General features: G+C 56.2%; 23 protein-coding genes. 11 read left to right on the top strand and 12 right to left on the bottom strand.

Translation table 11 applies throughout. The annotated features are described in order from the left end of the window. Positions 1-22 precede the first annotated feature (22 nt). Positions 23-1,243 (bottom strand): M20 family metallo-hydrolase, encoded by a 1,221-nt coding sequence (locus IBT47_RS22870; protein WP_200563206.1) that lies wholly within the window; start codon positions 1,241-1,243, stop codon positions 23-25. Further along, positions 1,240-2,430 (bottom strand): diaminopropionate ammonia-lyase, encoded by a 1,191-nt coding sequence (locus tag IBT47_RS22865; protein WP_200563203.1) that lies wholly within the window; start codon positions 2,428-2,430, stop codon positions 1,240-1,242. Before IBT47_RS22865 ends, IBT47_RS22870 begins: the two co-directional genes overlap by 4 nt. Positions 2,431-2,549: 119 nt before the next feature. On the opposite strand from IBT47_RS22865, the gene IBT47_RS22860 reads away from it, so the two are divergent. Next, positions 2,550-3,032 carry an Lrp/AsnC family transcriptional regulator gene (locus IBT47_RS22860; RefSeq protein WP_200563201.1) on the top strand — a complete coding sequence of 161 codons (483 nt, stop codon included), beginning with the start codon at positions 2,550-2,552 and terminating at the stop codon, positions 3,030-3,032. A 145-nt stretch (positions 3,033-3,177) separates the two neighbouring features. After that, positions 3,178-3,750, top strand: coding sequence for a TetR/AcrR family transcriptional regulator (locus IBT47_RS22855; RefSeq protein WP_200563199.1), 573 nt, complete (start codon positions 3,178-3,180; stop codon positions 3,748-3,750). A 120-nt stretch (positions 3,751-3,870) separates the two neighbouring features. Here IBT47_RS22855 and IBT47_RS22850 read toward each other — a convergent pair whose 3' ends face one another. Together IBT47_RS22850 and IBT47_RS22845 are read right to left on the bottom strand one after the other, a co-directional pair. Beyond that, positions 3,871-4,740: an arginase family protein gene (locus tag IBT47_RS22850; RefSeq protein ID WP_200563197.1), complete on the bottom strand. Its 870-nt coding sequence runs from the start codon at positions 4,738-4,740 to the stop codon at positions 3,871-3,873. 159 nt (positions 4,741-4,899) lie between these two features. Beyond that, the gene (locus IBT47_RS22845) at positions 4,900-5,757 is read right to left on the bottom strand and encodes a LysR family transcriptional regulator (protein WP_234472061.1); all 858 of its coding nucleotides are present in this window, start codon (positions 5,755-5,757) and stop codon (positions 4,900-4,902) included. 127 nt (positions 5,758-5,884) lie between these two features. Here IBT47_RS22845 and IBT47_RS22840 point away from each other — a divergent pair, with 127 nt between their 5' ends. After that, the gene (locus IBT47_RS22840; RefSeq protein WP_200563195.1) at positions 5,885-6,577 is read left to right on the top strand and encodes an aspartate/glutamate racemase family protein; all 693 of its coding nucleotides are present in this window, start codon (positions 5,885-5,887) and stop codon (positions 6,575-6,577) included. Between the two features lie 42 nt (positions 6,578-6,619). On the opposite strand, the gene IBT47_RS22835 is transcribed toward IBT47_RS22840, so the two are convergent. Further along, positions 6,620-7,255 (bottom strand): hypothetical protein, encoded by a 636-nt coding sequence (locus IBT47_RS22835; RefSeq protein ID WP_105595731.1) that lies wholly within the window; start codon positions 7,253-7,255, stop codon positions 6,620-6,622. 326 nt (positions 7,256-7,581) lie between these two features. Between IBT47_RS22835 and IBT47_RS22830 the strand changes: the two genes are divergently transcribed. Beyond that, positions 7,582-8,043 carry a helix-turn-helix domain-containing protein gene (locus IBT47_RS22830; protein ID WP_200563193.1) on the top strand — a complete coding sequence of 154 codons (462 nt, stop codon included), beginning with the start codon at positions 7,582-7,584 and terminating at the stop codon, positions 8,041-8,043. Beyond that, positions 8,043-8,417 (top strand): hypothetical protein, encoded by a 375-nt coding sequence (locus IBT47_RS22825; protein WP_200563191.1) that lies wholly within the window; start codon positions 8,043-8,045, stop codon positions 8,415-8,417. Before IBT47_RS22830 ends, IBT47_RS22825 begins: the two co-directional genes overlap by 1 nt. A gap of 60 nt (positions 8,418-8,477) precedes the next feature. Here the strand turns inward: IBT47_RS22825 and IBT47_RS22820 are convergent, their stop codons facing one another. After that, positions 8,478-9,662 (bottom strand): NAD(P)/FAD-dependent oxidoreductase, encoded by a 1,185-nt coding sequence (locus tag IBT47_RS22820; protein ID WP_200563189.1) that lies wholly within the window; start codon positions 9,660-9,662, stop codon positions 8,478-8,480. Positions 9,663-9,904: 242 nt separating this feature from the next. Here IBT47_RS22820 and pitA point away from each other — a divergent pair, with 242 nt between their 5' ends. Continuing rightward, positions 9,905-11,404, top strand: coding sequence for an inorganic phosphate transporter PitA (pitA, locus tag IBT47_RS22815; RefSeq protein WP_200563187.1), 1,500 nt, complete (start codon positions 9,905-9,907; stop codon positions 11,402-11,404). Between the two features lie 82 nt (positions 11,405-11,486). On the opposite strand, the gene uspB is transcribed toward pitA, so the two are convergent. Beyond that, positions 11,487-11,822, bottom strand: coding sequence for a universal stress protein UspB (gene uspB, locus IBT47_RS22810; RefSeq protein WP_200547192.1), 336 nt, complete (start codon positions 11,820-11,822; stop codon positions 11,487-11,489). A 332-nt stretch (positions 11,823-12,154) separates the two neighbouring features. Between uspB and uspA the strand changes: the two genes are divergently transcribed. Next, positions 12,155-12,592 (top strand): universal stress protein UspA, encoded by a 438-nt coding sequence (gene uspA, locus IBT47_RS22805; RefSeq protein WP_105595727.1) that lies wholly within the window; start codon positions 12,155-12,157, stop codon positions 12,590-12,592. 38 nt (positions 12,593-12,630) lie between these two features. Here the strand turns inward: uspA and IBT47_RS22800 are convergent, their stop codons facing one another. After that, positions 12,631-13,134: an Rrf2 family transcriptional regulator gene (locus tag IBT47_RS22800; RefSeq protein WP_200563184.1), complete on the bottom strand. Its 504-nt coding sequence runs from the start codon at positions 13,132-13,134 to the stop codon at positions 12,631-12,633. Positions 13,135-13,267: 133 nt separating this feature from the next. Between IBT47_RS22800 and IBT47_RS22795 the strand changes: the two genes are divergently transcribed. Further along, positions 13,268-14,464: an NAD(P)/FAD-dependent oxidoreductase gene (locus IBT47_RS22795; protein ID WP_200563182.1), complete on the top strand. Its 1,197-nt coding sequence runs from the start codon at positions 13,268-13,270 to the stop codon at positions 14,462-14,464. A gap of 88 nt (positions 14,465-14,552) precedes the next feature. Here the strand turns inward: IBT47_RS22795 and rsmJ are convergent, their stop codons facing one another. Both rsmJ and prlC read right to left on the bottom strand, forming a co-directional pair. Continuing rightward, entirely contained in the window at positions 14,553-15,305 is a 753-nt protein-coding gene (rsmJ, locus tag IBT47_RS22790; protein WP_200563181.1) for a 16S rRNA (guanine(1516)-N(2))-methyltransferase RsmJ, read from the bottom strand. Between the two features lie 6 nt (positions 15,306-15,311). Further along, a complete protein-coding gene (gene prlC, locus IBT47_RS22785) occupies positions 15,312-17,354 on the bottom strand; it encodes an oligopeptidase A (RefSeq protein WP_200563179.1) in 2,043 nt (680 codons plus the stop codon). Positions 17,355-17,580: 226 nt separating this feature from the next. Between prlC and IBT47_RS22780 the strand changes: the two genes are divergently transcribed. Together IBT47_RS22780 and IBT47_RS22775 are read left to right on the top strand one after the other, a co-directional pair. Next, complete coding sequence (locus IBT47_RS22780; protein WP_200563216.1) at positions 17,581-18,405, top strand: CPBP family intramembrane glutamic endopeptidase; 825 nt, start codon at positions 17,581-17,583, stop codon at positions 18,403-18,405. Positions 18,406-18,544: 139 nt separating this feature from the next. Beyond that, a complete protein-coding gene (locus tag IBT47_RS22775; protein WP_105595722.1) occupies positions 18,545-19,387 on the top strand; it encodes a 23S rRNA (adenine(2030)-N(6))-methyltransferase RlmJ in 843 nt (280 codons plus the stop codon). Positions 19,388-20,608: 1,221 nt separating this feature from the next. Here IBT47_RS22775 and rnz read toward each other — a convergent pair. Then, complete coding sequence (gene rnz, locus IBT47_RS22770; RefSeq protein ID WP_200563177.1) at positions 20,609-21,523, bottom strand: ribonuclease Z; 915 nt, start codon at positions 21,521-21,523, stop codon at positions 20,609-20,611. 60 nt (positions 21,524-21,583) lie between these two features. Beyond that, positions 21,584-23,167 (bottom strand): RNA repair transcriptional activator RtcR, encoded by a 1,584-nt coding sequence (gene rtcR / locus IBT47_RS22765; RefSeq protein WP_200563176.1) that lies wholly within the window; start codon positions 23,165-23,167, stop codon positions 21,584-21,586. Between the two features lie 193 nt (positions 23,168-23,360). On the opposite strand from rtcR, the gene IBT47_RS22760 reads away from it, so the two are divergent. Next, entirely contained in the window at positions 23,361-24,584 is a 1,224-nt protein-coding gene (locus tag IBT47_RS22760) for an RtcB family protein (RefSeq protein ID WP_200563175.1), read from the top strand. Positions 24,585-24,589 lie beyond the last annotated feature (5 nt).

Genomic DNA, 24,589 nt, shown 5'->3' with positions numbered 1-24,589 from the left:
TGGTAACGGTCTGAATGAAGAGTTAATTGGCAAGCGCCCAGACAACGTCGGCAAGGATCTGCGCGCCCATTATCAGGTCGGCTGCGTTGGTGGCTTCTGCCGGGTGATGACTGATGCCGCCCACGCTGGGGACAAAAATCATCGCGGTCGGGCAGATCCTCGATATCATTTGTGCGTCGTGGCTCGCACCGGAAATCATCCGCAGCGTGCGCGAGGTTCTTGCGCTCGCCGCATTACCGATCGCCGCCACGATGTCGGCGGAGAAAAACACCGGCTCCGCGCGGGAGATGCTGCGTAGATCCACCCGAAAGCCGTTGTCCTCAAGCTGGCGGGCTTCCTGATGCAGGCGGATATCGGCCTGCCGCAGTACATCGGCGCTGGCATCGCGAAAATCGACGGTAAAACGCGCCTGCCCTGGGACAACATTGATGGCGCCAGGCATCAGGCTCAACGTGCCGACAGTCGCCACGGCGGGAACACTCTGCCGCGTGGCGTGCTCTGACAGGTTTTGCGCCAGACGCATGGCTGCCTGTCCGGCATCCCGCCGCAGATGCATCGGCGTAGTACCGGCGTGGTTAGCCTGTCCCTGCACCTCAACCTGCCACCACGAATGCCCCTGAACGCCTTCAACGATGCCGATCTTGTTATTTGTGGCCTCCAGCAGCGGCCCCTGTTCGATATGCAGCTCCACAAAGCTGCCCGGCAGATGCTGCCAGGGGTCCACATCGCCGGTGCTGCCGCTGCGTTTCAGTTCGCTGCCAAACTGTTCGCCGCTCCGTGACTCCACGGCCAGCGCCTCGCTGAGGCTGACGTCTTTGACCATCACCCGTGAACCCAGCAGGTCCGGGGTAAACCTGACGCCCTCTTCGTTGGTGAAGACGATCACTTCGATCGATGTGGCGGGTTTCAGCCCCTGTTCGTGAAGCGTTTGCAGCAGCTCAATACCGGCCAGCACGCCGTAGCTGCCATCCAGCTCCCCGGCATTAATCACCGTGTCGATATGCGACCCGGTGCAAACCGCTGGCTGCGCGTTTTCGCCGGAGCAGGCACCGTGAATATTGCCAATACGATCGATCCACACCCGGGCTCCCGCTTCCTCCAGCCACTGCATTACCTGTGCTCTGGCACGGGTATCTTCATCACTCAGCGCCAGACGGGTCAGTTCGCCGCTGCGGTTCCTGCCGATGGCGGCCAGCGCTTCCAGCCGTGCCAGCAGACGATCGCCGTTGATTTCAGGTGTCATAGCCGCGCCCTTCCCTGTTCCAGCAGCGAGGCATACAGCGTTTCATCCGTCGCGCCCTCGGTATTGATCAGCAGCACCACGGAGTTCTGATCCAGGCCCAGCAGTTCGCGCGCTCTGGCTGAACCGGCGCAGGCGTGCAGACCGGCCAGACCGGCAGCGCCGCTTTCGCCGCCCTGGATGGCCGGATCGTTGCCCAGCGGCGTGGCCAGGCGTGCCATCGCGTGCAGACCGCACTCGTCGGCCACGGTGATAAACGCCGTGGCGGTTTTTTCGAGGATTTTCCACGCCAGCAGCGACGGCTCGTAGCACTCGAGCATGCCCATCACGGTCGGATCGCTTTCATCAACCCGGACGCTACGGTTACTGATGCTGCTGTGAAACAGGCAGGCCGCGCGTTCGGGTTCAACCACGATAAATTTTGGTGGCCGCTCGCCGGTGCGGCTGCGGATATGGGCGGCGACCGCAGCGGCAAACCCGCCCACGCCCGCCTGCAGGAAAACGTGGGTTGCCGATTTCCCCGCTGTGGCAATCTGCTGCATCAGCTCATCCGCCATCGGCAAATAGCCCTGCATCACCCAGGTGGGAATGGTTTCGTAGCCGGGCCATGAGGTGTCAGAGACTACGTACCAGCCGTTTTCTGCGGCGCTGCGGGTGGTAAACGCCACCGAGTCGTCGTAGCTGCCCTCTACGCGGATTACCTCCGCACCCTGCGCGGCTATCGCCTGCGCGCGGCTTTCGCTGACGCCTTTATGGATATAAATCACCGAACGGCATCCGAGCCGCGTGGCCGCCGCCGCAACGGCACGACCGTGGTTGCCATCCGTTGCGCAGGTAATGGTTATCTGCCGGGCCACGTCACGGACTTCCGGGCTGTCTGTTTCCGCTGCGGTCACTGTTCGGCCCAGCGCTTTTTCCGCCACGTCCAGCACCAGGCGGATCGCCGCATGTGCGCCGCCCAGCGTTTTGAAACTGCGCAATGAGGAACGCTGCCCTTCATCTTTAATATAAAGATCCGCAATACCTAGTGAACGCGCCAGATCGTTAAGTCGATAAAGAGGCGTTTCCGCATACTCGAAACAGCGAAGCCGGTTATTTATTTCGGCAATATGTTCAGTTCCAAAAGGATCGCATTCCGGTGCATCGTGGGAACTCAGCAGTTGGTCAGAAGCATTTATATGAAGTTGCATCTCTCTATCCTTGCTGTCAAAGTGACCGAGAGAATATATGATCCCCGATAAGATAAGTGCTGTCGTAATAATGACAAAAAAAGAGAAATTTTCTCCCCCGCCAAATTGAGGGTACGGTGATGGCTAAATCGCTAAAATCAATAGACGAATTCGACAGAAAAATACTCAATATAATTCAATATGATAACAGCACGCCAGTGAGGGAAATTGCCGAGAAAATTAACCTGTCATTACCGGCAGTTGCTAAACGATTACAGCGGCTAAAAACAAACGGCTACGTTATCCATAACAAAAGCATATTATCCCCGGACCTGCTGGGAATAAATAACACGATTATTGTTAATGTCTCCGTTGAGAATGAGGCGGTAAAAGAACTTGATGAAATTCGCGAACGGTTTATGAAGTGCCCGCAGATTCAGCACTGTTATTATGTAACCGGCGATATTGATTTCGTTTTAATTCTGGCAGTTAAAGACATGCAGGAATATGAGCGGCTCACCCGAGAATTATTCTTTGAAGGTGGCAACGTTCGCCGTTTCAGAACCTACGTCGCCATGGAAAGGGTTAAATCTTCTCAGGATTTATATTTAAGCGCTTTATAACGGTAATAAGAATAACGTATTTTACAGCCGATAAAGTCGCGTCCGGAAGGCGCGACCTGCCCGCTTCTGCGAGGCAATACGCATAGACTGCTGGGGTGAACAACGTTAAAGTCAGCCCATCATCCAGGGAGATTCAGAACCAGATATGTCTAACGAGTCGGAAACGTATCATAAATTGCTGACCGCAGCGGCGGCATGTTTCGCCGAAAAAGGCTTCAGCGCCACCAGCGTAAGAGAGATCTCAATCCGCGCGGGCATCAGCCAGGGCTCAATGTATACCTACTTTAAAGGCAAAGACGAGCTGATCGCCGCCATCGTGCTGGAAGAGCAAAAAACGGCGCTGGCGATCCAGGATCGAACCTACGAGGGTGCGCATTTTATCCGCCTTGTGGACCTCGTGCAGCACTGCATATCCGATGTTGGCTATCCCGTTACCCACAATCTGTGGGTTGAGATCATTGCGGAGTCGGCCCGCAACCCTGCACTGCGGGAAACCTTTATCTCCAGCGATCGCATCATGCGCAGCGGGATCGCAAAGATCATCCAGAGAGGTATTGATGCAGGCGAGTTTGCCGCCGATCTTGATATCGAAGAAACGACCATTATTCTCTTTGCTTTTATTGATGGCCTGATTGGCAGAAAAGCCATGCACCCCGATTTCTCGCTGGAGAAAGACCTCCCTTCCTTTAATAAACTGATGCTTAAAATCGTCAGCTGACTGCTGCGGCATAGATAGAAAGCGGGAGAATCGGTGAATTCACTCGCTGTTGAGGCTGGTGAACAGCATTTTCATTGAGCTGGATTCGACGTAAAAAATCGCATCACGTGATGCGGACGCTTATTCCTTCAGCAGCGGCATTCTGGATAACGTACGTTTAAGATTCCAGACATCCCAGGGGAGATGTTCCGCAATACCCAGACCGACAAGCGTCGTTTTATTATCCACCGCCGTTATTAAAGACAGAACCTCATCTAATTCCAGCTTACCCTGTGCGATGCCATCAAAGGCATGTGCATCTGCATCCGGGCGGGAAAAATAGAGCGACCGGAATGTCTGTGGATTCAGAATATCAAGATCAAAATGAACGGCGAGAAATTCAATATTTTCTTTTTCAATCCAGCTAAATATTTCAGCAGCACCCGCCTGAATCGCCTCAGGAGAACAGGTATGAATACCGTGCTTCGCAATAAAGCCCCGCTCGTAGTCAGACTCGCCGTGCAGCCCGGCAATCATAATCCGCTGGCCCGCGACCGGCACGTTTACCGTGCGTGAGAAGTCCGCATCCCCTTCGCCCATTAGCGAACCCAGCACGTGCGCATGGGCATGTTCAAACTGCGCGGGCGTCATCACGTCCGGATGCGAATCGATCCACAGGATGCCAAATTTATCGCCATAGACCTCGCTCAGCCACGCAAATGGCGCTAAATCTACCAGGCAATCCCCGCCGAGCATGACAATTTTCCCCGGCCTGTGGGAATGAATTGCTGCCCATGCCGCGTCGAGCTGGCCAAGCAGCTGATGCCGCCCCATCACTCCCTGCTCGTTACGCAACGGGCCAGGCTCACGTACCAGCGGGATCTGCACCGTTGGTGCCGATGAAGAAGGCACCAGCCACGCCAGCAGCTCGGCACCTAATTCGTAGACAGGGTTATTGCCCCCCTGCCACTGCGGCAGAACCATGCGAAGGAGGCCGGTCTGAGTCTTCATTCTGCTTTCCTGTTTAAAATCGATCTGCTTACCGACACCCGCAGGACGGGGGTTATAGTGCGATCGGTAGATAATGAATGAACGTTCATTCAACACTATATTACTTGATCACCGCTGTCTACATTTTTGGCAAATCGGGATTGTGGGAAGCGGAATCGACTACGCTGACAGTATCTCGATCAACGCACGGGTATTGGCCGTCAGCCCCTCTTTTCGCCACACCAGCTCCGTCACAATGCGGCTACCGCTGCTGTCAAAAGGATGAACCTCGACGGGCATCGAGGCAGGAAAGGTGCTGAGCAGCGGCTCGGGCACCACGCCAATGCCCATTCCGGCGCTCACCCCGCCGAGAATAGCGTGATAGGAGGACATTTCTGCCAGCCTATGCGGGCGAAGCTGATGCTGGCTGAACCAGGCCGTCAGGCGATCGCGATAGGAGCACCCGTCGCGGAAAACCAGCAGTGTTTCCCCCTGTAGATCCTCCGCCGACGTCACCGGCGGAAAGCCGCTGGCCGTGATGATCACCAGCGTTTCCTCAAACACCGCCATCCGTTCAAGCCGGTCATCGGCGCGGGCATCGGCAACAAAAGCGGCATCCAGCCGGTGCTCTAACACCGCATCACAGAGATCGCGGCTGGTCCCGGTTTCCAGCTCAATCGCAATATCCCGATGAAGCCGATACAAAGCGGCAAGCGGTGCGGGGAGCCGGGTTGCGGCCATGCTGTCCAACGCACCCAGTCGGAATCTGCCGCCCGGTACGGGCTGGGCGACCTGCTGCTCGGCGGTAGCCACCAGCTGCATAATTTGTAGCGCATGCTCATAGAGCGTTCTGGCTTCTGCGGTGGGGATAAAGCGCCTGTTCGCCCGGACAAACAGGGTGGTGCCCAGCTGGCTTTCTATATTCTGCAGCCGGGCGGTAATGGCGGAAGGGACGCGGCAGAGCAGGCTGGCCGCCGCCGTGATGCTGCCGCTCTCTACCAGAGCGATAATGGTGCGAAAGTCGGCGATATCCATCATTTTCTCCAAAATTGAATTATAGCTACAACTTTATTCAATTGTGATGAAAGTTCCTATCCCTTAACGTCGGGAAAATGACGCAGATTATGGCGCTGCGGCTTAACGCCGCGGCCACAGCGAGGATGAGATGAAAAAACTGGGATTCATTGGCGGCACGGGCCCGGAATCGACCCTGCTTTATTACCGTAAGTTTGTTTATGAAGCTAACCGCCGGATCGGCGGTGACTTTTTTCCCAACTTAACCATTGAGAGCATCAACGTTTATCAGGTGCTGGAGATGTGCGGCCGTAGCGACTTCGCCGGGCTAACCGATTATCTGGCAAAGGCGGTTGAAAACCTTGTGGCCGCTGGCGCAGAGATCGTCGCCCTGACCGGCAATACGCCACATATCGTCTTTGAGGCGCTACAGGCCAGATCGGCAATGCCGCTGGTGAGTATTATTGCCTCTACCCGCGACGCGGTCGTCGCGCAGGGGCTGAAAAACGTGGGGCTGCTGGGCACGCGCTTTACGATGGAGGCAGATTTTTTCAAACAACCGCTGATCGATAAAGGGATTACCGTCGTGATTCCTTCCCGAACTGAAATCGATTTTATCGCCGACCGTATCCACTACGAGCTTGAGAAAGGCATCATTAATCCGCAAACCCGCCAGCAGTTCATCGCGGTGATTGAAAGAATGCGGCAGGAAGACGGTATTGAAGCGGTGATTTTAGGCTGTACCGAGCTGCCTCTTCTATTTGGTGAGGAAGCACTGCCGGTACGGGGCCTGGACACGGTGGAGATTCATATTGATGCGCTGTTCACCGCACTGCTGAATTAAGCCAATCCGGTTCGATCGGTGATGCATAGCGGAGGATTGATATTACGCTTCCCGGGTGCGCAGCGGGCGGAAGAGATAATCATACAGTGCCGAGAACTGGGTGAACCTTTTGACTAACGCCTCGGAGACGGTGCGATGCAGATCGTCCTGTAAAAAACCCAGCGTCGTAGCGTAGTTTTTCGGATGGAAAAAGGCTTTGTCATACACCATCACCGTGCCTTCCCAGGTCAGGACGGAGTGCCCGTCCGGCTGCGGCAGACTCTGGAAGTTGGCTTTATGATATGACTTGCCGTGCATGCCCAGATAGGTGGTGCGCGAGTCGTACTCTTTTTTATTCACCAGGCGGCAAAATTCATAGGGGGAATCGTACTGCGGCAACGAGAAGTCCGGGCCCAGCAGATTACTCTCCCCCGACATGCCTTCAATCGTCACCGTCACATTGATCTTATCAAACAGGAAATCGAAGTTATTCGATTTGGCAAAGTCGATATGAATGCTGAAGTTGTCAGATTTAACGGCCCAGCAGTTCAGAAAGCCCGCCAGCAGCACGTTAAAAACCTGCCACTCGCTCATCTTCTTTTCACCGGCCAGGCTGCGGAACCGGCTGACGATCAGCTTTGATTTCGGGTGCATGAATAAGGTGTAAAGTGGATCGCTGGAGCTTAACACTTCCATCATTCAGCCCTTCATCTCAAAATCGCCATAACAGCCGAGCACCTTAGCATTTACAAAGGGCGAAATCAGCCGATCCATGGCTTTTCAGACAAAGCATTCTGCTGTGAACTATCGAGATGCTGAATAAAACGGCCATCGTAAGCCATTCTACATCGTCATTCGGAGCGTACCCGTGCGCAGCCGGGCAGTAGATAAGCAGGGCTATCAATTTTCGAATATTTCGCTTATTGTCACTTTCGTTTATTTCGTATAATCTGGTTTAGAGAATACTCCCTGCGGGTATCGCACAACAACCTGGACAAAAAACGCTACTATTCAATGAGATAATCATGACAAACTCAATTATTAAAAGCTTGAGCCTCCCAGCGCCTGAGGAAATTGAGGTGGCAATCCGTGGACAAAGAGCGCTTGCAACCTATCTATCTACCAGGCTGGAAACGCAAAAAATTGCCATTCAGGACGCTGATAATAATACTCACCAGATTGAGTTACCCACTTCTGCACTGACGCTGCTGATGACGATTCTTGGTGAGCTGGCAGCAGGTAATGCCGTGCAGATTGTGCCAGTGCACGCTGAGTTAACGACGCAGGAAGCAGCCAATATTCTGAACGTTTCGCGCCCACACCTGGTGAAACTGCTGGAAGATGGCGCGTTACCTTTCCACAAAACAGGTCGACATCGCCGCGTACTGTTTGCAGATCTGATGAAGTTTAAAGATCAACGCGACACCAATAGCCAAAAGGCTATGCAGGAACTGTCCGACCTCAGTCAGGAAATTGGACTTTACTGATGAATCAGGCAATCCCCGATGCGATGGTTACAGGCTATGAAAATCTGATTGGGAGCATCAACCTGCCCGATCCTGACGATCGCCATGTTGTTGCTGCCGCAGTACGGTGCAATGCAGAGGTGATTGTAACGCTCAATCTGAAGGACTTCCCGGCTTCACGGATGGTTGAATTCGACATTGAATCGCTCCATCCGGATGAGTTTATTTCAGATCTGTTCGACTTAAACCACGCGCTGGCGCTGCAGGCAGTCGCAGAACAGCGAATGAGTATGAGGAAACCGCCTGTTAACGTGGAAGAGTATCTGACAGCATTACTCCGTCAGGGACTCCCCATGACCATAAAGGCAATGGAAAATTACCAGTCAATGCTGTGATAATCTCCCTTATGAGGAAAGAATATCCAGATATCGACTGAATTTTCCGTCCTTAAAGCATCACAGCGCCTGCGCACAAGCCCAGGCCGAACTCCACGCCCACTGGAAGTTATACCCCCCCAGCCAGCCGGTAACGTCCACCACTTCGCCAATAAAGTACAGCCCCGGCACGTCGCGGGCTTCCATGGTTTTCGAGGAAAGCTGTGTGGTGTCCACGCCGCCCAGGGTCACTTCGGCGGTGCGGTAGCCTTCGGTGCCGTTCGGCTGCACGCGCCACTGATGCAGGGTGGTCGCTAGCTCGCCCTGCTGGCGGCTGTTGAGCTGCTTCAGGGTGCATTCCGGCACATGGCCCAGCAATTGCAGGCACTCGACCAGCCGCTTCGGTAGCAGTTTCGCCAGGGTATTTTTCAGGCTCTGGTTCGGGTGCTGATTACGCTCTTCATTAATAAACGCATCGATATCCTGCTGCGGCGACAGATCGATGGTGACAAACTCACCCGGCTGCCAGTAGCTGGAAAGCTGGAGCACCGCCGGGCCGGACAGGCCGCGGTGGGTAAACAGCAGCGCTTCTTTAAACACCGTGCCGTCTTCCGCCGTCATCACCGACGGCACCGACACGCCGGAGAGCGTCTGTAGCTGTTCCAGCAGCGGCTTGTGCAGGGTGAACGGCACCAGTCCGGCGCGGGTCGGGAACACCTTCAGCCCGAACTGTTCGGCAATTTTATAGCCAAACGGCGATGCGCCCAGCCCCGGCATCGACAGACCGCCGCTGGCAATCACCAGCTTTGCTGCCTGCACCTCAGCGCCGTTGAGCTGAAGCGTATAGCCCGAATCGCCACGTACCACGGACATCACTTCGCTGCGCAGCCGCAGCGTCACGTTTCCCGCCTCGCACTCTTTCAGCAGCAGATCGACAATCTGCTGGGCAGAATCATCGCAGAACAGCTGGCCGAGGGTTTTCTCATGCCAGGCAATGCCGTGGCGGTTCACCATATCGATAAAATCCCACTGCGTATAACGCGCCAGTGCGGATTTACAAAAGTGGGGGTTGTGCGACAGGTAGGCCGCCGGTTCGGTATACAGATTGGTGAAGTTGCAGCGGCCACCGCCGGACATCAGGATTTTACGCCCGGCCTTTTTGCCATTATCAATCAGCAGTACGCGCAGCCCTTTCTGGCCCGCCTGCGCCGCACAAAACAGGCCCGCAGCCCCTGCGCCAATTACGATAACGTCATATTTTTCCACTGCTCACCCCGGCACTGCCCGACAAAAACGCTGATTGTAGAGAGTTGGCGGGAGGGATACCAGCATCAGGGGAAACCTCAGCGGAAACAATTTGTAACTTAATGATTTACCATAATTTTCTTAGGGTATTGTCACTATAGTGACACATTAATGTCAAAAAAAGTCTATATTTCACTTTCCCCCAGTGCGGTTTGTCGCTGATAATGCGCCGCGTTCATGTCCTCCAAAATGGCGTAACGCTTATGCTACATCTATTTGCTGGTCTTGATTTTCATACCGGCTTGTTACTGGTTCTGGCTTTGTTGTTTGTATTGATTTATGAAGCGATTAACGGCTTCCACGATACAGCCAACGCGGTCGCAACCGTGATCTACACTCGTGCAATGCGTTCGCAGTTAGCGGTCGTCATGGCAGGGGTGTTCAACTTCTTTGGTGTACTGTTGGGCGGCCTGAGCGTAGCTTATGCCATTGTCCATCTGTTACCCACCGATCTGTTATTGAACGTTGGATCGGCTCACGGGCTGGCAATGGTCTTTTCCATGCTGCTTGCCGCCATTATATGGAACCTCGGAACCTGGTATTTTGGGTTACCGGCTTCCAGCTCCCACACCCTGATTGGTGCCATTATCGGTATCGGCCTGACTAACGCATTGCTGACCGGAACCTCGGTGGTTGATGCGCTGAACGTGCCGAAAATGATTGGCATCTTTATGTCATTGATTGTCTCGCCGATTGTTGGCCTGGTTGTTGCTGGCGGACTGGTGTTCCTGCTGCGCCGTTACTGGAGCGGGAACAAGAAGCGTATGCGTGTCCACATGACGCCAGCGGAACGTGAAAAGATCGATGGCAAGAAAAAGCCGCCGTTCTGGACCCGTATCGCTCTGATCGTTTCCGCGATTGGCGTTAGCTATTCACACGGTGCAAATGACGGCCAGAAAGGCATTGGTCTGATTATGCTGGTGCTGATTGGCGTGGCGCCGGCAGGCTTCGTGGTCAATATGAATTCCACCGGTTATGACATCACCCGTACGCGTGATGCCGTTAACCATCTGGAGCAGTATTACCAGCAGCATGCCGCTTCGCTGACGCACATCATTCAGATGTCGCCACCGGCGATTCCGTCGCCGGAAGACGTGCCGTCCGGTCCTCAGGAGTTCCACTGTGATGCCGCGCGCGCGCTGCCGGTTATCCAGCGTGCTCAGGGACTGCTGAACGACCTGTCCAGCTACGATTCACTGACCGTTGAGCAGCGCAGCCATCTGCGCCGCATGCTGATGTGTATCTCGGATACGGCGGAAAAAGCAGCCAAGCTGCCGGAAACCAGCGCGGAAGATAAACGCTTCCTGACCAAGCTGAAAGGCGATCTGCTGAACACCATCGAGTATGCCCCGGTATGGATTATCGTGGCGGTGGCACTGGCTCTGTCGTTAGGTACGATGGTTGGCTGGCGTCGCGTAGCGACCACTATCGGTGAGAAAATCGGTAAGAAAGGCATGACTTACGCTCAGGGAATGTCGGCGCAGATGACGGCGGCGGTCTCGATTGGCGTGGCAAGTTATACCGGGATGCCGGTTTCAACCACTCACGTTCTCTCCTCCTCGGTGGCGGGTACGATGCTGGTTGACGGCGGTGGCGTTCAGGGCCGCACCATTAAGAATATCCTGCTGGCGTGGGTATTTACCCTGCCGGTATCGATTATTCTTTCCGGTGTGCTGTACTGGATTGCGCTGAAGCTGATTTAAGCCAGCGCGGCGGGGTTGCCCGTCACGCAAAAAGTGTAGAAAGCGGACTTCGGTCCGCTTTTTTTATGGCCGCGCGCCGTGCCTAATGCCAGATAGCCAGCCCAATCAGGCTGATAACCACCAGCCCACAGAGAGAGCTGGTCAGGATAAACTGGCCGCGCACGCGCCGACAGCGGCGGATAAACTCATCGTCGTGATGATCGAGATAGCGCTGGGCCCAGATGTAGTACACCAGCCGAACCTGCTTGCCCGGCTGCCCGTGTGAGGTAAAAAATCCCGCGCCATCAACGTACTGATACAGCAAAGGATCGCAACCGCGTAACACCACAAGCAAAGCGCGCAGCGAAGAGAAATAGCGCGCCATATTCACCACACAAACGACACAAAGAGCCCAGAAAAGCGCGATGGTGCTGATCATGATCCCCTCCCGGCCATTCACCACAGAAAACGTCAGACGGACAAACCTCTGCGCCCTGCGATGGTTGAACTGCCCCTGTTATCGATATCGGCCCGATACGGCGGTCAGCCGGATGAGGCGATAAGAAAGCGCTGACTGGCGCCTCTTATCAGTGTAGGAGATCTGCACAAAATTTTTCCAGCACTCTGTACGACATCCGCGATAAACGGAGGAAAATTCATGTTGATCCTGTTCGCAAAGACCGCAGGCTGCCACAACATCCTTTAACAAATTTCGCTATACTAAATCGTATCCCGCATGTATCAGAACTTACGCGAAAAGGAGTATTCATCATGGCTTACAAACATATTCTGATTGCTGTTGACCTGTCGCCTGAGAGTAAACTGCTGGTTGATAAAGCAGTATCGATGGCTCGTCCTTATGATGCAAAAGTCTCATTGATCCACGTTGATGTGAATTATTCCGACCTCTACACCGGTTTGATCGACGTTAATCTGGGTGATATGCAGAAACGGATTTCGGAAGAAACCCACACCGCGCTGACCGAGCTGTCTAACAGCGCCGGTTATCCGATTGCTGAAACCCTTAGCGGTAGCGGCGATCTCGGCCAGGTGCTGGTTGATGCGATTAAGCAGTATCAGGTGGATTTAGTGGTCTGTGGCCACCATCAGGACTTCTGGAGCAAACTGATGTCTTCCGCCCGCCAGCTGATCAATACCGTGCACATTGATATGCTGATTGTGCCGCTGAACGACGAAGACGAAGACTAAGCTCGTTGTCTTGCACAGGCCGGGTTCGCCCGGCCTTTTTATTGCCGCCGTGCTTCAATCCAGTCCTGAACTTCCACCACGAACGTCTGCGGCGCCTTGCGGTACATCTTGAGCGCTAAATCCAGAATAGAGTGCTGCGCCAGCGACTCTTCCATGCGCTGCTGCGCCATCTCCATCACCGAACGCACCCCGCAAATCCCTGAGCAGGCCCACTCCGGCGGCGTTTCATCAAAAATGACCGTGCGCTGGCGGATCTCGCGGCAGGCAAACACCTGTTTTTCGCCGTCAATGGCGTTCACCACGTCGAGCAGCGTAATGTTGGCGGCAGGCAGCGCCAGCTGAAAACCGCCGCCCTTGCCTTCACTGCTGCGCACCAGCCCCGCTTTTGACAGGCGGGTAAAGATCTTGGCCAGATAGTCGTAGGGCACATTTTGCAGATCGGCAATCTCCCGCACGCTCATTTCACGCGCGTCCCCGCTGCTATCAACCATAAACATCAGGCTGTGAATGCCGTACTCAACGCCAGAACTATAGAAAGCCATGTACTTATCTCAACCCTGTTAACTCGCGCTAGTGTAGCGTTTTCAGCGCCAGCTTGCGCACAAATCACCTTTGCTTTTTCAAACTCCGACAAATATAATCCGAGTTAATAACCGTAACAAGAGTGACAGTAAAATGCGTAAACAGATTCTGATCGTCGGTGCAGGTTTCTCGGGTATGTGGTCAGCGCTAAGCGCCGCACGGCTGGCAGAAGGCAATGCCGATATCGACATCACCGTGATCGCCCCACAGCCGGAGCTGCGCGTGCGACCGCGTTTTTATGAAAGCGCCGTGCGTTCGCTGGTTGCCCCTTTGCAGCCGCTGTTCGACGTCACCGGGGTGAATTTCCTGCGCGGCACGGTCAGCCAGATCGATGCGGCGGCTCGCCGGGTTAGCTGGCGTGACGAATCCGGCACAGTGCAGCAGCAGCGCTATGACCGCCTGATTCTGGCCAGCGGCAGCCACGTTAATCGTTCACAGGTAGCGGGCGTAGCAGAGCACGCGTTCGACCTTGACCAGCTGGAAAGCGCCGAAGTCCTGGAGCAGCACCTTAACGGCCTGGCTCAGCGCCCGGACAGCCCAACACGCAACACCGTGGTGGTCTGCGGCGGTGGCTTTACCGGTATTGAGATGGCGACCGAACTTCCGGCACGCCTGCGGGAGATCCTCGGCACCCAGGCAAAAACCCGCGTGGTGGTCATTGAACGCGGCCCTCAGCCAGCCGCGCGATTCAGCGAGGAGCTTCGCAATGTGATTATCGAGGCTTCCACCGAGCTGGGCGTGGAGTGGAAGGTCAATGCGGAAGTGGAGCAGGTGACGGCGGAGGGCGTGACGCTGAAAGACGGGCAGACTATTGCTGCGCAGACCGTTATCTGGACAGTTGGCGTCCAGGCCAACGATCTGACGGCGCAGATTGACGCACCGCGCGATCGCCAGGGCCGCCTGCATGTTAACGCTCAGCTACAGGTCATAGGTTATGAAGAGATTTATGCCACCGGCGACGTGGCGTATGCCGCCACCGACGACAGCGGCAACCACGCGCTGATGACCTGCCAGCACGCGATTCAGCTCGGTAAATTTGCCGGTAACAACGCGGCGGCGAGCCTGCTGGATATCGCACCGCTGCCTTATCGTCAGGAAAACTACGTCACCTGCCTCGATCTGGGTGCGTGGGGCGCGGTCTACAGTGAAGGCTGGGATCAGCAGGTTAAGCTGACGCGGGCGGAAGCGAAAAAGCTGAAAGTGTCGATCGTCAGCGAACTGATCTATCCACCGGCCGCCGATAAGGCCACCGCGTTCAGGATCGCCGACCCGCTCGCGCCGTTTGTGTGATCGCAGCCTAACCACACGGGCTAAAGGCAAAAAAAAGCACAGCCCGGGTGCTAATCCCCAGGCTGTGCCCAACATTACGATCGCGCCGTTACGCTGTTAACGGCGCATAAATATCAAAGCGATGGCCTTTGGTTGTCACCGCGTTCGGCGTGGCCACATCGGCCAGCGGCGGCGCATAGTCCGGGCGCTTTACGACGATCCGTTTGGTCGCCAGCTGACGCGCCGGTTGCAGCAGCCCGTCGGCATCGAGGTCCGGCCCGACCAGCGACTGAAACACCCGCATCTCTTTCTTCACCAGCGCGCTTTTCTGCTTGTGTGGAAACATCGGGTCAAGGTACACCACCTGCGGGCGCGGCGTGATATCCGTCAGCGCCGTCAGGCTGGAGGCGTGCAGCAGCGTCAGCCGCTCGCGCAGCCACGGGCCAATCTCCACATCGGCATAGCCGCGTGCCAGGCCGTCATCCAGCAGTGCTGCCACTACCGGATTACGCTCCAGCATTCTCACGCGGCAGCCCACGGACGCCAGCACAAACGCATCACGCCCCAGCCCCGCCGTGGCATCGACCACATCCGGCAGATAGCTACTTTTAATGCCGACGGCTTTTGCCACCGCCTCACCGCGACCGCCGCCGAACTTGCGGCGATGCGCCATCGCACCACCGACGAAATCCACGAAAATGCCGCCGAGTTTCGGCTCGTCGCGCTTGCGCAGTTCAAGGTGCGTGGCGGTCATCACCAGCGCCATTACGGCACTGTCGTCATGCGTCAGCTGCCAGCGATCGGCCAGAATAGATAAGGCACCGTTTCCGGTGCCCGTTTCATCCAGTAAACAGATGTTCAAAACCGCTTATCCCTTGATGCCGTAGTGTTTCAGCATCGCGTCCAGCTGCGGCTCGCGGCCACGGAAGCGTTTAAACAGCTCCATTGGCTCTTCGGAACCGCCGCGCGTCAGGATGTTATCGAGGAACGACTGCCCGGTTTCGCGGTTGAAGATCCCTTCCTGTTCAAAGCGAGAGTACGCATCCGCCGCCAGTACATCCGCCCACAGATAGCTGTAGTAGCCTGCGGCATAGCCACCGGCAAAGACGTGGCTGAAGGCGTGCGGGAAGCGGCCCCACGATGGACCCGGCACTACGGCGACCAGCGCTTTCACTTCTTTCAGCGTTTCCAGGATCTGCGCACCTTTCGCCGGGTCGAACTCGGTATGCAGACGGAAGTCGAACAGGCCGAACTCCAGCTGGCGCAGGATAAACAGCGCGGCCTGGTAGTTTTTCGCGGCCAGCATTTTTTCCAGCAGTTCCTGCGGCAGCGGCTCACCGGTTTCATAATGACCGGAGATAAACGACAGCGCTTCCGGCTCCCAGCACCAGTTTTCCATAAACTGGCTCGGCAGCTCGACCGCATCCCACGGCACACCGCTGATGCCGGATACGCCCGGGGTTTCAATGCGGGTCAGCATATGGTGCAGGCCGTGACCGAACTCATGGAACAGGGTGGTCACTTCGTTGTGGGTGAACAGTGCAGGCTTGCCGCCGAGCGGGCGGTTGAAGTTACAGGTCAGATAGGCCACCGGCTTTTGCAGGCTGCCGTCGGCTTTGCGCATCTGGCCAACGCAGTCATCCATCCAGGCACCGCCGCGCTTGTGCTCACGCGCGTAAAGGTCCAGATAGAAGCTGCCGCGCAGCTCGCCGCTTTCGTCAAACAGGTCGAAGAAACGCACGTCGGGGTGATACACATCGACATCGTTGCGTTCACTGGCGGTGATGCCGTAAATGCGTTTCACCACTTCAAACAGGCCACTCAGCGCACGCTGCTCCGGGAAGTACGGGCGAAGCTGCTCGTCGCTGATCGAGTACAGGTGCTGTTTCTGCTTTTCACCGTAGTAAGTCAGATCCCACGGCTGCAGTTCGTCCACGCCGAACTCTTTTTTCGCAAAAGCGCGCAGCTCGGCCAGCTCCTGCTCCGCCTGCGGACGCGCACGTTTCGCCAGATCGGTCAGGAAGTCGATCACCTGCGCCGGGTTTTCCGCCATCTTGGTCGCCAGTGATTTATGCGCGAAGGAGTCAAAGCCCAGCAGCTGGGCCAGCTCGTGGCGCAGGGCCAGCTCTTCGGCCATCACTTCGCTGTTGTCCCACTTCCCGGCGTTTGGACCCTGGTCGGACGCACGAGTCGAGTAGGCGCGGTACAGTTCTTCACGCAGCGCCTGGTTGTCGCAGTAGGTCATCACCGGCAGATAGCTTGGGATGTCCAGTGTCAGCAGCCAGCCCTGCTGTTCTTTCGCTTCCGCCTGCGCTTTCGCGGCGGCCAGCGCGCTTTCCGGCATGCCGGACAGCTCGCTTTCATCGCTAATCAGCTTGCTCCAGCCCATGGTCGCATCCAGCACGTTGTTGCTGTAGGTCGAACCCAGCTCGGAGAGGCGTGCGGCGATTTCACCGTAGCGCTGCTGCTTCTCTTTCGACAGGCCGATACCGGACAGCTCGAAATCACGCAGTGCGTTATCGACCGCTTTTTTCTGTGCCAGATCGAGCGCGGCGTAGTGGCTGCCCTCTTTCAGATCGCGATATGCCTGATAAAGCCCTTCATGCTGGCCCGCCCAGGTGCTGTATTCCGACAGCAGCGGCAGAGTTTGTTCGTAGGCCTGGCGCAGCTCCGGGCTGTTTTTTACCGAATTCAGGTGGCTGACCGGGGAGAACAGGCGGCTTAAACGATCGTCGACTTCTGCCAGCGGCTGTACCAGGTTATCCCAGCTGTAAGGCGCACCTTGGGCAACAGCTTTCTCAACCGCCGCACGGCAATCATCCAGTGCCTGGGTCACGGCGGGAACCACATGTTCAGGCTTGATGGCGGAAAACGGAGGAAGAGTAAACGAAGAAAGTAACGGGTTGGTCATAGCGCAGTAGTCCTTTAATCGGTGTAAGGAGCGCGTTTTTACGCACGATTTCTTTAACATGAGGCTAAGTGTAGCGAAAATCAATGGTTGCCAGCGTAACATCTCCCCTTCATCGGCTATCGGAGCGGCTTCTCACCGCACGTTCGGCTTTGCTGGTGCCGGGTCGGCATTGCATACTCTTTCGCTTTGTTACGCCGTATTACTCATTTAAACAGGGAGTGAAATGATGTGGTTTTTGCTGGCGCTGTCTTTGCTGTTCTTGTCATTTAGTCTGCGCAGCTCACTGGTATTGTTATTTATTGCTCTGGCAATGGCGATTATCGATCAAACGCTGCTGCCGCCGGGCATTATTGCTCTTGGCATTATGTTCTGCATCGCCATTTGCTGGGGATATCGCCAGCGGCAAACGCCGTTTGCGCTACCGGGCGAGATCCTGCTGGTCGCTGGCGCAATCGCGCTGGGGCTGCATATGATCCCAGGCTTTAATAATCAAATCGCGGCTTCAGGCGTGCAGGCCGGGCCGCAGAGCCTACCGTTCACTTTCTATTTTAATCTTGATAAAGCGCTGATCCCCTTCCTGCTGCTGGGCTGCATGCCAACGCTTATCGCCCGTCCGTCACAGCAGCCGCAGAATCCGCTGTGGTGGCTGATATTGCTGCTGTCGATGCCTCTGCTGCTGTTGGTAGCAACCGTTATCGGCGCGCTGCGGGTGGAGCCTCATATTCCAACCTGGATTGGCTCGTTTATGCTCGCCAACCTGTTTTTCGTCTGTCTGGCGGAGGAAGCCCTGTTCCGTGGCTATATTCAGCAGCGCCTGAGCCAGTTCCTGGGCGATAAGCGCGCGCTGTTGATTGCCTCGGTATTATTTGGCCTGGCACACTTTTCTGGTGGACTGATGCTGGTATTTTTCGCCACGCTGACGGGCGTGATTTACGGCCTGGCCTGGCTGTGGAGCGGACGTCTTTGGGTGGCTACGCTGGTGCATTTTTCCTTTAATATGCTGCACCTGCTGTTCTTCACCTATCCTGTATGGCAACGCCTGCCGACCTGATATAATCGGCGCAATTCGTTCTCATGCTTTTTCCTGCATCCGTTGCTGTGCGCCGTTCTGTAGGGTAATCCGTGGGGTAATAATTGTAGAAAATTGATTCACCATCAATTAAAGCCGCATAAAATCAACAGGATAAATAATGCTCAGCTATCGCCACAGTTTTCACGCCGGCAACCACGCCGATGTACTTAAGCACACCGTACAAAGCCTGATTATCAGTTCGCTGAACGAGAAAGATAAACCCTATCTTTACCTCGACACCCACGCGGGCGCTGGTCGGTATCTGCTGAGCGGTGAGCATGCGGAGCGTACCGGCGAATATCTGGAAGGCATCGCCCGCATCTGGCAGCAGGACGATCTCCCTGCCGAGCTTGAGCCGTATATTAAAGCGGTCAAGGATCTGAATCCTAACGGCAAGCTGCGCTACTACCCGGGTTCTCCGCTGATTGCGCGCTACCTGCTGCGTGAATACGACAAGCTACAGCTGACCGAACTGCACTCCAGCGATTTCCCGCTGCTGCGCGGTGAGTTCCTGAAAGACAGCCGCGCGCGCACCGATCGTGCCGATGGCTATCAGCAGTTGAAAGCCAAGCTGCCGCCGCTGTCCCGCCGTGGTTTTGTGCTGATCGACCCACCTTACGAGCTGAAAAGCGACTATCAGGCCGTCGTGAAGGGTATCGAAGAGGGTTATAAGCGCTTCAGTACCGGCGTTTACGCGCTGTGGTATCCGGTGGTGTTGCGTCAGCAGATTAAGCGCATGTGTAAAGAGCTGGAAGCTACCGGCATTCGCCGTATTCTGCAGATCGAGCTGGGCGTGCGCCCGGACAGCGACCGTTTCGGCATGACTGCGTCGGGGATGATTGTGGTTAACCCGCCGTGGAAGCTGGAGCAGCAGATGAAGAATGTGCTGCCATGGCTGGAGAAAGTGCTGGTGCCGTCCGGGACCGGGCATTCTAAGGTTGAGTGGATCGTTCCGGAGTAATTTTTTGCGGGTTCGCTGCGTGGGTCGTGCGGGGAGTTCGGTATTCAGTGCGGATTCGCTGCTTGAGCCGTGCGGGAGCACGGTATTCAGTGCAGGTGGCTGCGTGAGTCGTGCGGGAGCACGGTATTCAGTGCAGGTGGCTGCGTGGGTCGTGCGGGAGCACGGCCTCTGCGGCGACGACGGGCGGTCCTCGCGCCGCGCTTTGCGCGGTGCCCTCGTCTCCGGCATCTGACCGACGGACCGTTTGAGAGCGGGCTTCCTGCCCGCGCTCAAACTGACGCCAGCGTCCCTGCTGTCGTCTCCTGGTCAGTTGCCTCCACCTCAGCGCTGCGGATTGCCACTTTGCCGCCGCAGAGGCCGTTCTCCTTCAGTTTTCGTGCTCGCTTTTCGTTAAGTCAGGGCTCGCTCTTCATTCGATAAGTCTGTTTTTCTTTCTCAACACTCAACTGCTAGCAGGTACGCAGGTACGCAGGTACGCAGGTACGCAGGTACGCAGGTACGCAGGTAAAATCACAGCTCCCCCTCCTTCTTCCTCGCAATCATAACAAAATGATTTATCTAACTTTTGTGTGGATTTACTTCAGGCAATCCGGTTTTTTATGTAAGGCACTTTGCTATATCCGCAGCGCTTAACGGAAAGAGAAAACCAGAACTTACCCGTAAAGCGAGGATAGAAAGCAATGCCGGACCAGGGACCTTAGCGGCCTATCTGCAACATTTAACGCCAGGCCGAATTATCCCTTGCAGGCAATACAGAAGTCACAGCGCTGACGGGGCATGGCCACGGCTGGCAATTCGCAGCGCTGAGCGGATAGAGAAAACCAGAGCTTATCCGCAAAACGAGGATGGACAGCAATACCGGGCCGGGGACCTTAGCGGCTTATCTACAACATTAAACGCCGGGCCGGATTATCCCTTGCAGGCAATACAGAAGTCACAGCGCTGACGGGGCGTGGCCACGGCTGGCAATTCGCAGCGCTGAGCGGAGAGAGGAAGCCAGGATGTGCCCGCAGGACGCGGGCACAAGGCTCGGCCGGCACAGGGACGTGACGTCCGAGCCGGTCCGACCGGCTGACGAACGAAGCGAAGGCACCACGCAACGCGTGGCGCGAGGACCGCCAGCCGTGGCCGCGCCCCGTCAGAGCAGGCACCAAAGCACCAGACTGCACAGCCCCCTTATAACGCAGGCACCCTGCTCCCTGACAACACAACCCCGATCTGTCAGACAACAAACACCGCAAAATCATGCGCCATCTCCGTCGCCGGAAACACCGCCCGACACTCATCCAACAGCCGCTCACAGTCCTGACGTAAATAACGCGAACTCAGATGGGTGATAATCAGCCGCTTCGCCCCGCTCTCCTTCGCCACCCTGGCCGCCTGCACCGTCGAGGAATGACCGCGACCGTTGGCTTTTTCTTCCATCGCCACTTCCAGCGTCGCCTCATGCACCATCAAATCAACACCCGCCGCCAGATCGGTTGCCGCCGCAGTGGGTGCCGTATCGCCAAAGATCGCCAGACTGCGCCCCTTGATGGAACTGCCCAGATAGTCCCAGCCATTCACCACCCGACCATCATCGAGCGTCACGCTGCGCCCCTGCTTTAAATCGTAATAGTAAGGGCCGGGCAGATAGCCGTCCGCTTTCAGCCGCCCCGCATCCAGCGCGCCGGGTTTGTCATGCTCATCAATCCGGTAGCCGTAACACTCCACCGGATGAGTCAGCGGAAACGCGGTAACGCGAAACTGCTCGTCGTTGCAGACCTCTCCGGCGGTAATCTCGACAATCTCCAGCGGGAAGGTGAGCCACGACCCGCTCAGCTGTAGCGAGGTTTCCACAAAGGTCTTAATCCCCACTGGACCGTAAAGCGTCATCGCCTCGGTAGCACCGTTCATCGACCTGCTGGTCAGCAACCCCGGCAGGCCGAAAATATGGTCGCCGTGCAGATGCGTAATAAAGATTTTCTCAATTTTCCCCGGCTTAATCGGCGTACGCAGGATCTGATGCTGGGTCCCTTCTCCACAGTCAAACAGCCAGCTGCCGCGATTGTATTCACTCAGGTTCAGCGAAATGCTGGTAACATTTCGCTCGCGGCTCGGGGTACCGGCACCGGTACCTAAAAACTGTAATTCCATACGCTTTCTACTCCGTCATAGCGTTGTTTCCTGCGGTGAGCAGGAGAAAAAGGGGCGAGTTTAGCACTGGTTATCCCCGTGCAGCTGCTCCCAGCTCAGATCGAAACGGGCCAGATACTTACGCAGGCGGTCGGCATCGTTGGGCTGCTTTTTCTGCTGGCGGGATACGGCAAACAGCCTGCGTCCGGCATCGGACAGCGACGATGACGTGCGGCAAATCGCCAGTACGCTTTCCAGCTGGGTACGATCAAAGAGATCCAGCTCAACCATCCCCTCCGGCAAACTGCCGCCCTCTACCTGATACCAACTGCGGCGCAGTCGGGCAATCTCCTCTTCCACCTGATCGATACCGATACGCCCTTCATCCGCCAGCGTCGCCATCCGCGTTACAGAAGCGCTTAACTCGCGAAAATTTCCCGGCCAGCGGGCTTCAGGCGAACAGGCAAACTGCAAAAAACGCTGCCTCGCTGGCGGCTCAAACCGCACCTGTGACTGGCTGTCACCAGCATAGCGCAGCAGTTCATATTCCAGATTAGGCTCGATGTCTTCACGCCGCTGTGCCAGACCCGGCAGCGTAAAGGTCCACATATTGATACGCGCGAAGAGATCTTCGCGGAAGCGCCCTTCCGCCACCCGCTGCCGCAGGTCGCGATGCGTACCGGCGATCAGCTGAAAATCGCTGCTCACCTCTTTATCACTGCCGAAGGGCAAAAAGCGCTTTTCTTCAATCGCCTTCAGCAGCATCGCCTGCTCATCCAGCCCCAGCTCGGCGATTTCATCAAGGAACAACATGCCACCGTCCGCTTCACGCAGCAGCCCGTTTCGCGCCTGCTGTGCGCCGGTGAAGGCACCTTTCACATGGCCGAACAACGTCGACATGGCATTATCACCGCGCAGAGTGGCGCAGTTAACGGCGACCAGCCTACCCTTGACCCGATGCCGCGACTGGCGTAGCTGCCAGATGCGCTCGGCCAGAAACGATTTGCCCGCCCCGGTGGGGCCGGTAAGCAGAATGGGAGCCGTGGAACGCAGCGCCACCCGTTCAATCTGTTCGATAAGCGCGTTGAAGGTGGTGTTTCGCGTGGCAATACCGCCCTTCAACAGCGAAACCGATGCGGCCTGTTCACGCATAAAACGGCTGGTCAGCGTGGCATAACGGCGCAGATCCAGATCGATAATCGAATAAGCCCCTGCCGGTTTGGGTTCCCCCTCGTTCTGGCCCGGTCCGGTTTGCAGCAGGCGAGCGGGCAGATAGCGCGCTTCCGTGAGCAGGAACCAGCAGATCTGCACCACGTGCGTCCCGGTCGTAATGTGGACCAGATACTCTTCATTTTCCGTATCAAACGTATAGCGGCTGGCAAACTCAAGCAGTGCGCCGTAAACCTCTTCAAAATCCCAGGGATCGCGGAGCACGATTTCGTTGAGCTGAACCTGCGTTGACGGTGACACCTGGGCGACATCTTCCACCACCTGCCCGGCCAGCTGCAGGCTGTTGTCGCCGTGCAGCAGCTCCAGTCGGTCAATGGCAAAACCCGGCTGCATACAAAGACCGACGGTGGGCCGCCATTTGTTCCAGCGGTTATGGCGTTTCCCGCGTTTATCCAGCGTGGTGCCCAGCATGCCAATCACAACCCGACGCTTCATGTTTATCCTTAAATATAAAAAGCGAGATAAAAAGATAATAATCTAACTTGCGGCATCAATATCGATCATCAAAAATATTTTTTTAAAAACCCTATATTTCATAAAGTTAAAAATAAATTCACGGCTAAACCCCGCAATGGCACGCTTCTGGCAATAGTGGTTCGTCACCCACTTTAAGCAAAAGGAATAACAGATGGCAAATGAATGGCAGCCGTTGCAGAACCCCGACGGCGCTGCGGTAAAAATGTGGACGCATGGCGTACCGGTCGATCCGAAAGCACAGCAGCAGCTGCTGAATACCGCCAAAATGCCGTTTATCTTTAAACATCTGGCAGTGATGCCGGACGTTCATGTCGGAAAAGGCTCCACGATTGGCAGCGTGATACCGACCAAAGGGGCGATTATCCCGGCAGCGGTCGGCGTGGATATTGGCTGCGGCATGATTGCCGTGCGTACCTCGCTAACGGCCGCCGATCTGCCGGATAATCTGCTCGGCATTCGCAGCGCAATTGAACGGGCGGTGCCTCACGGCCGCAGCAGCGGACGGTCGGGCCGGGATCGCGGGGCGTGGCAGAATCCACCTGGCGTTGTTGATAACCACTGGCAGGCGCTGGAACAGGGCTTCAAACGTATTACGGATAAGTACCCTGCACTGCTGAAAACCAATAACTACCAGCATCTCGGCACGCTCGGTACAGGTAATCACTTTATCGAGCTCTGCCTGGATGAAGCCGAGCGGGTATGGGTGATGCTGCACAGCGGGTCGCGCGGCGTTGGCAATGCCATCGGCAACCTGTTTATTACTCTGGCACAGCAGGATATGCGCCAGCACATCGCCAACCTGCCGGACCGCGATCTGGCCTATTTTGCCGAAGGCAGCGCGCATTTTGATGACTATATGCAGGCGGTGGAATGGGCACAGGACTACGCCCGCCACAACCGCATGGTGATGATGCAGCAGACGCTGGCGGCGCTGGCGCAGGCGGTAACCAAACCGTTTATCGCCGAGGAACAGGCGGTTAACTGCCACCACAACTATGTGCAGCGCGAACAGCATTTCGGCGAAGAGGTGCTGATCACGCGTAAAGGTGCTGTTTCCGCGCGCAAAGGCGAAATGGGGATTATTCCCGGCTCGATGGGGGCAAAAAGCTTTATCGTGCGCGGGCTGGGCAATGAAGAGAGCTTCTGCTCATGCAGCCACGGCGCCGGGCGCGTGATGAGCCGTACCGAGGCGAAAAACCGTTTCACCGTAGCCGACCAGCAGCGCGCAACGGCACACGTTGAGTGCCGTAAAGACAGTAACGTCATCGATGAAATCCCGATGGCCTACAAAGATATCGACGCGGTGATGGCCGCCCAGGCCTCGCTGGTAGAAATTGTCCACACCCTGCGCCAGGTGGTGTGCGTAAAAGGATAAGGAGT

The sequence above is a fragment of the Erwinia sp. S43 genome (assembly GCF_016624745.1).
GTDB lineage: Bacteria > Pseudomonadota > Gammaproteobacteria > Enterobacterales > Enterobacteriaceae > Erwinia > Erwinia coffeiphila.
Note: the sequence above shows the minus strand (reverse complement) of the source record. Positions and strands in the feature narration are given on the sequence as shown.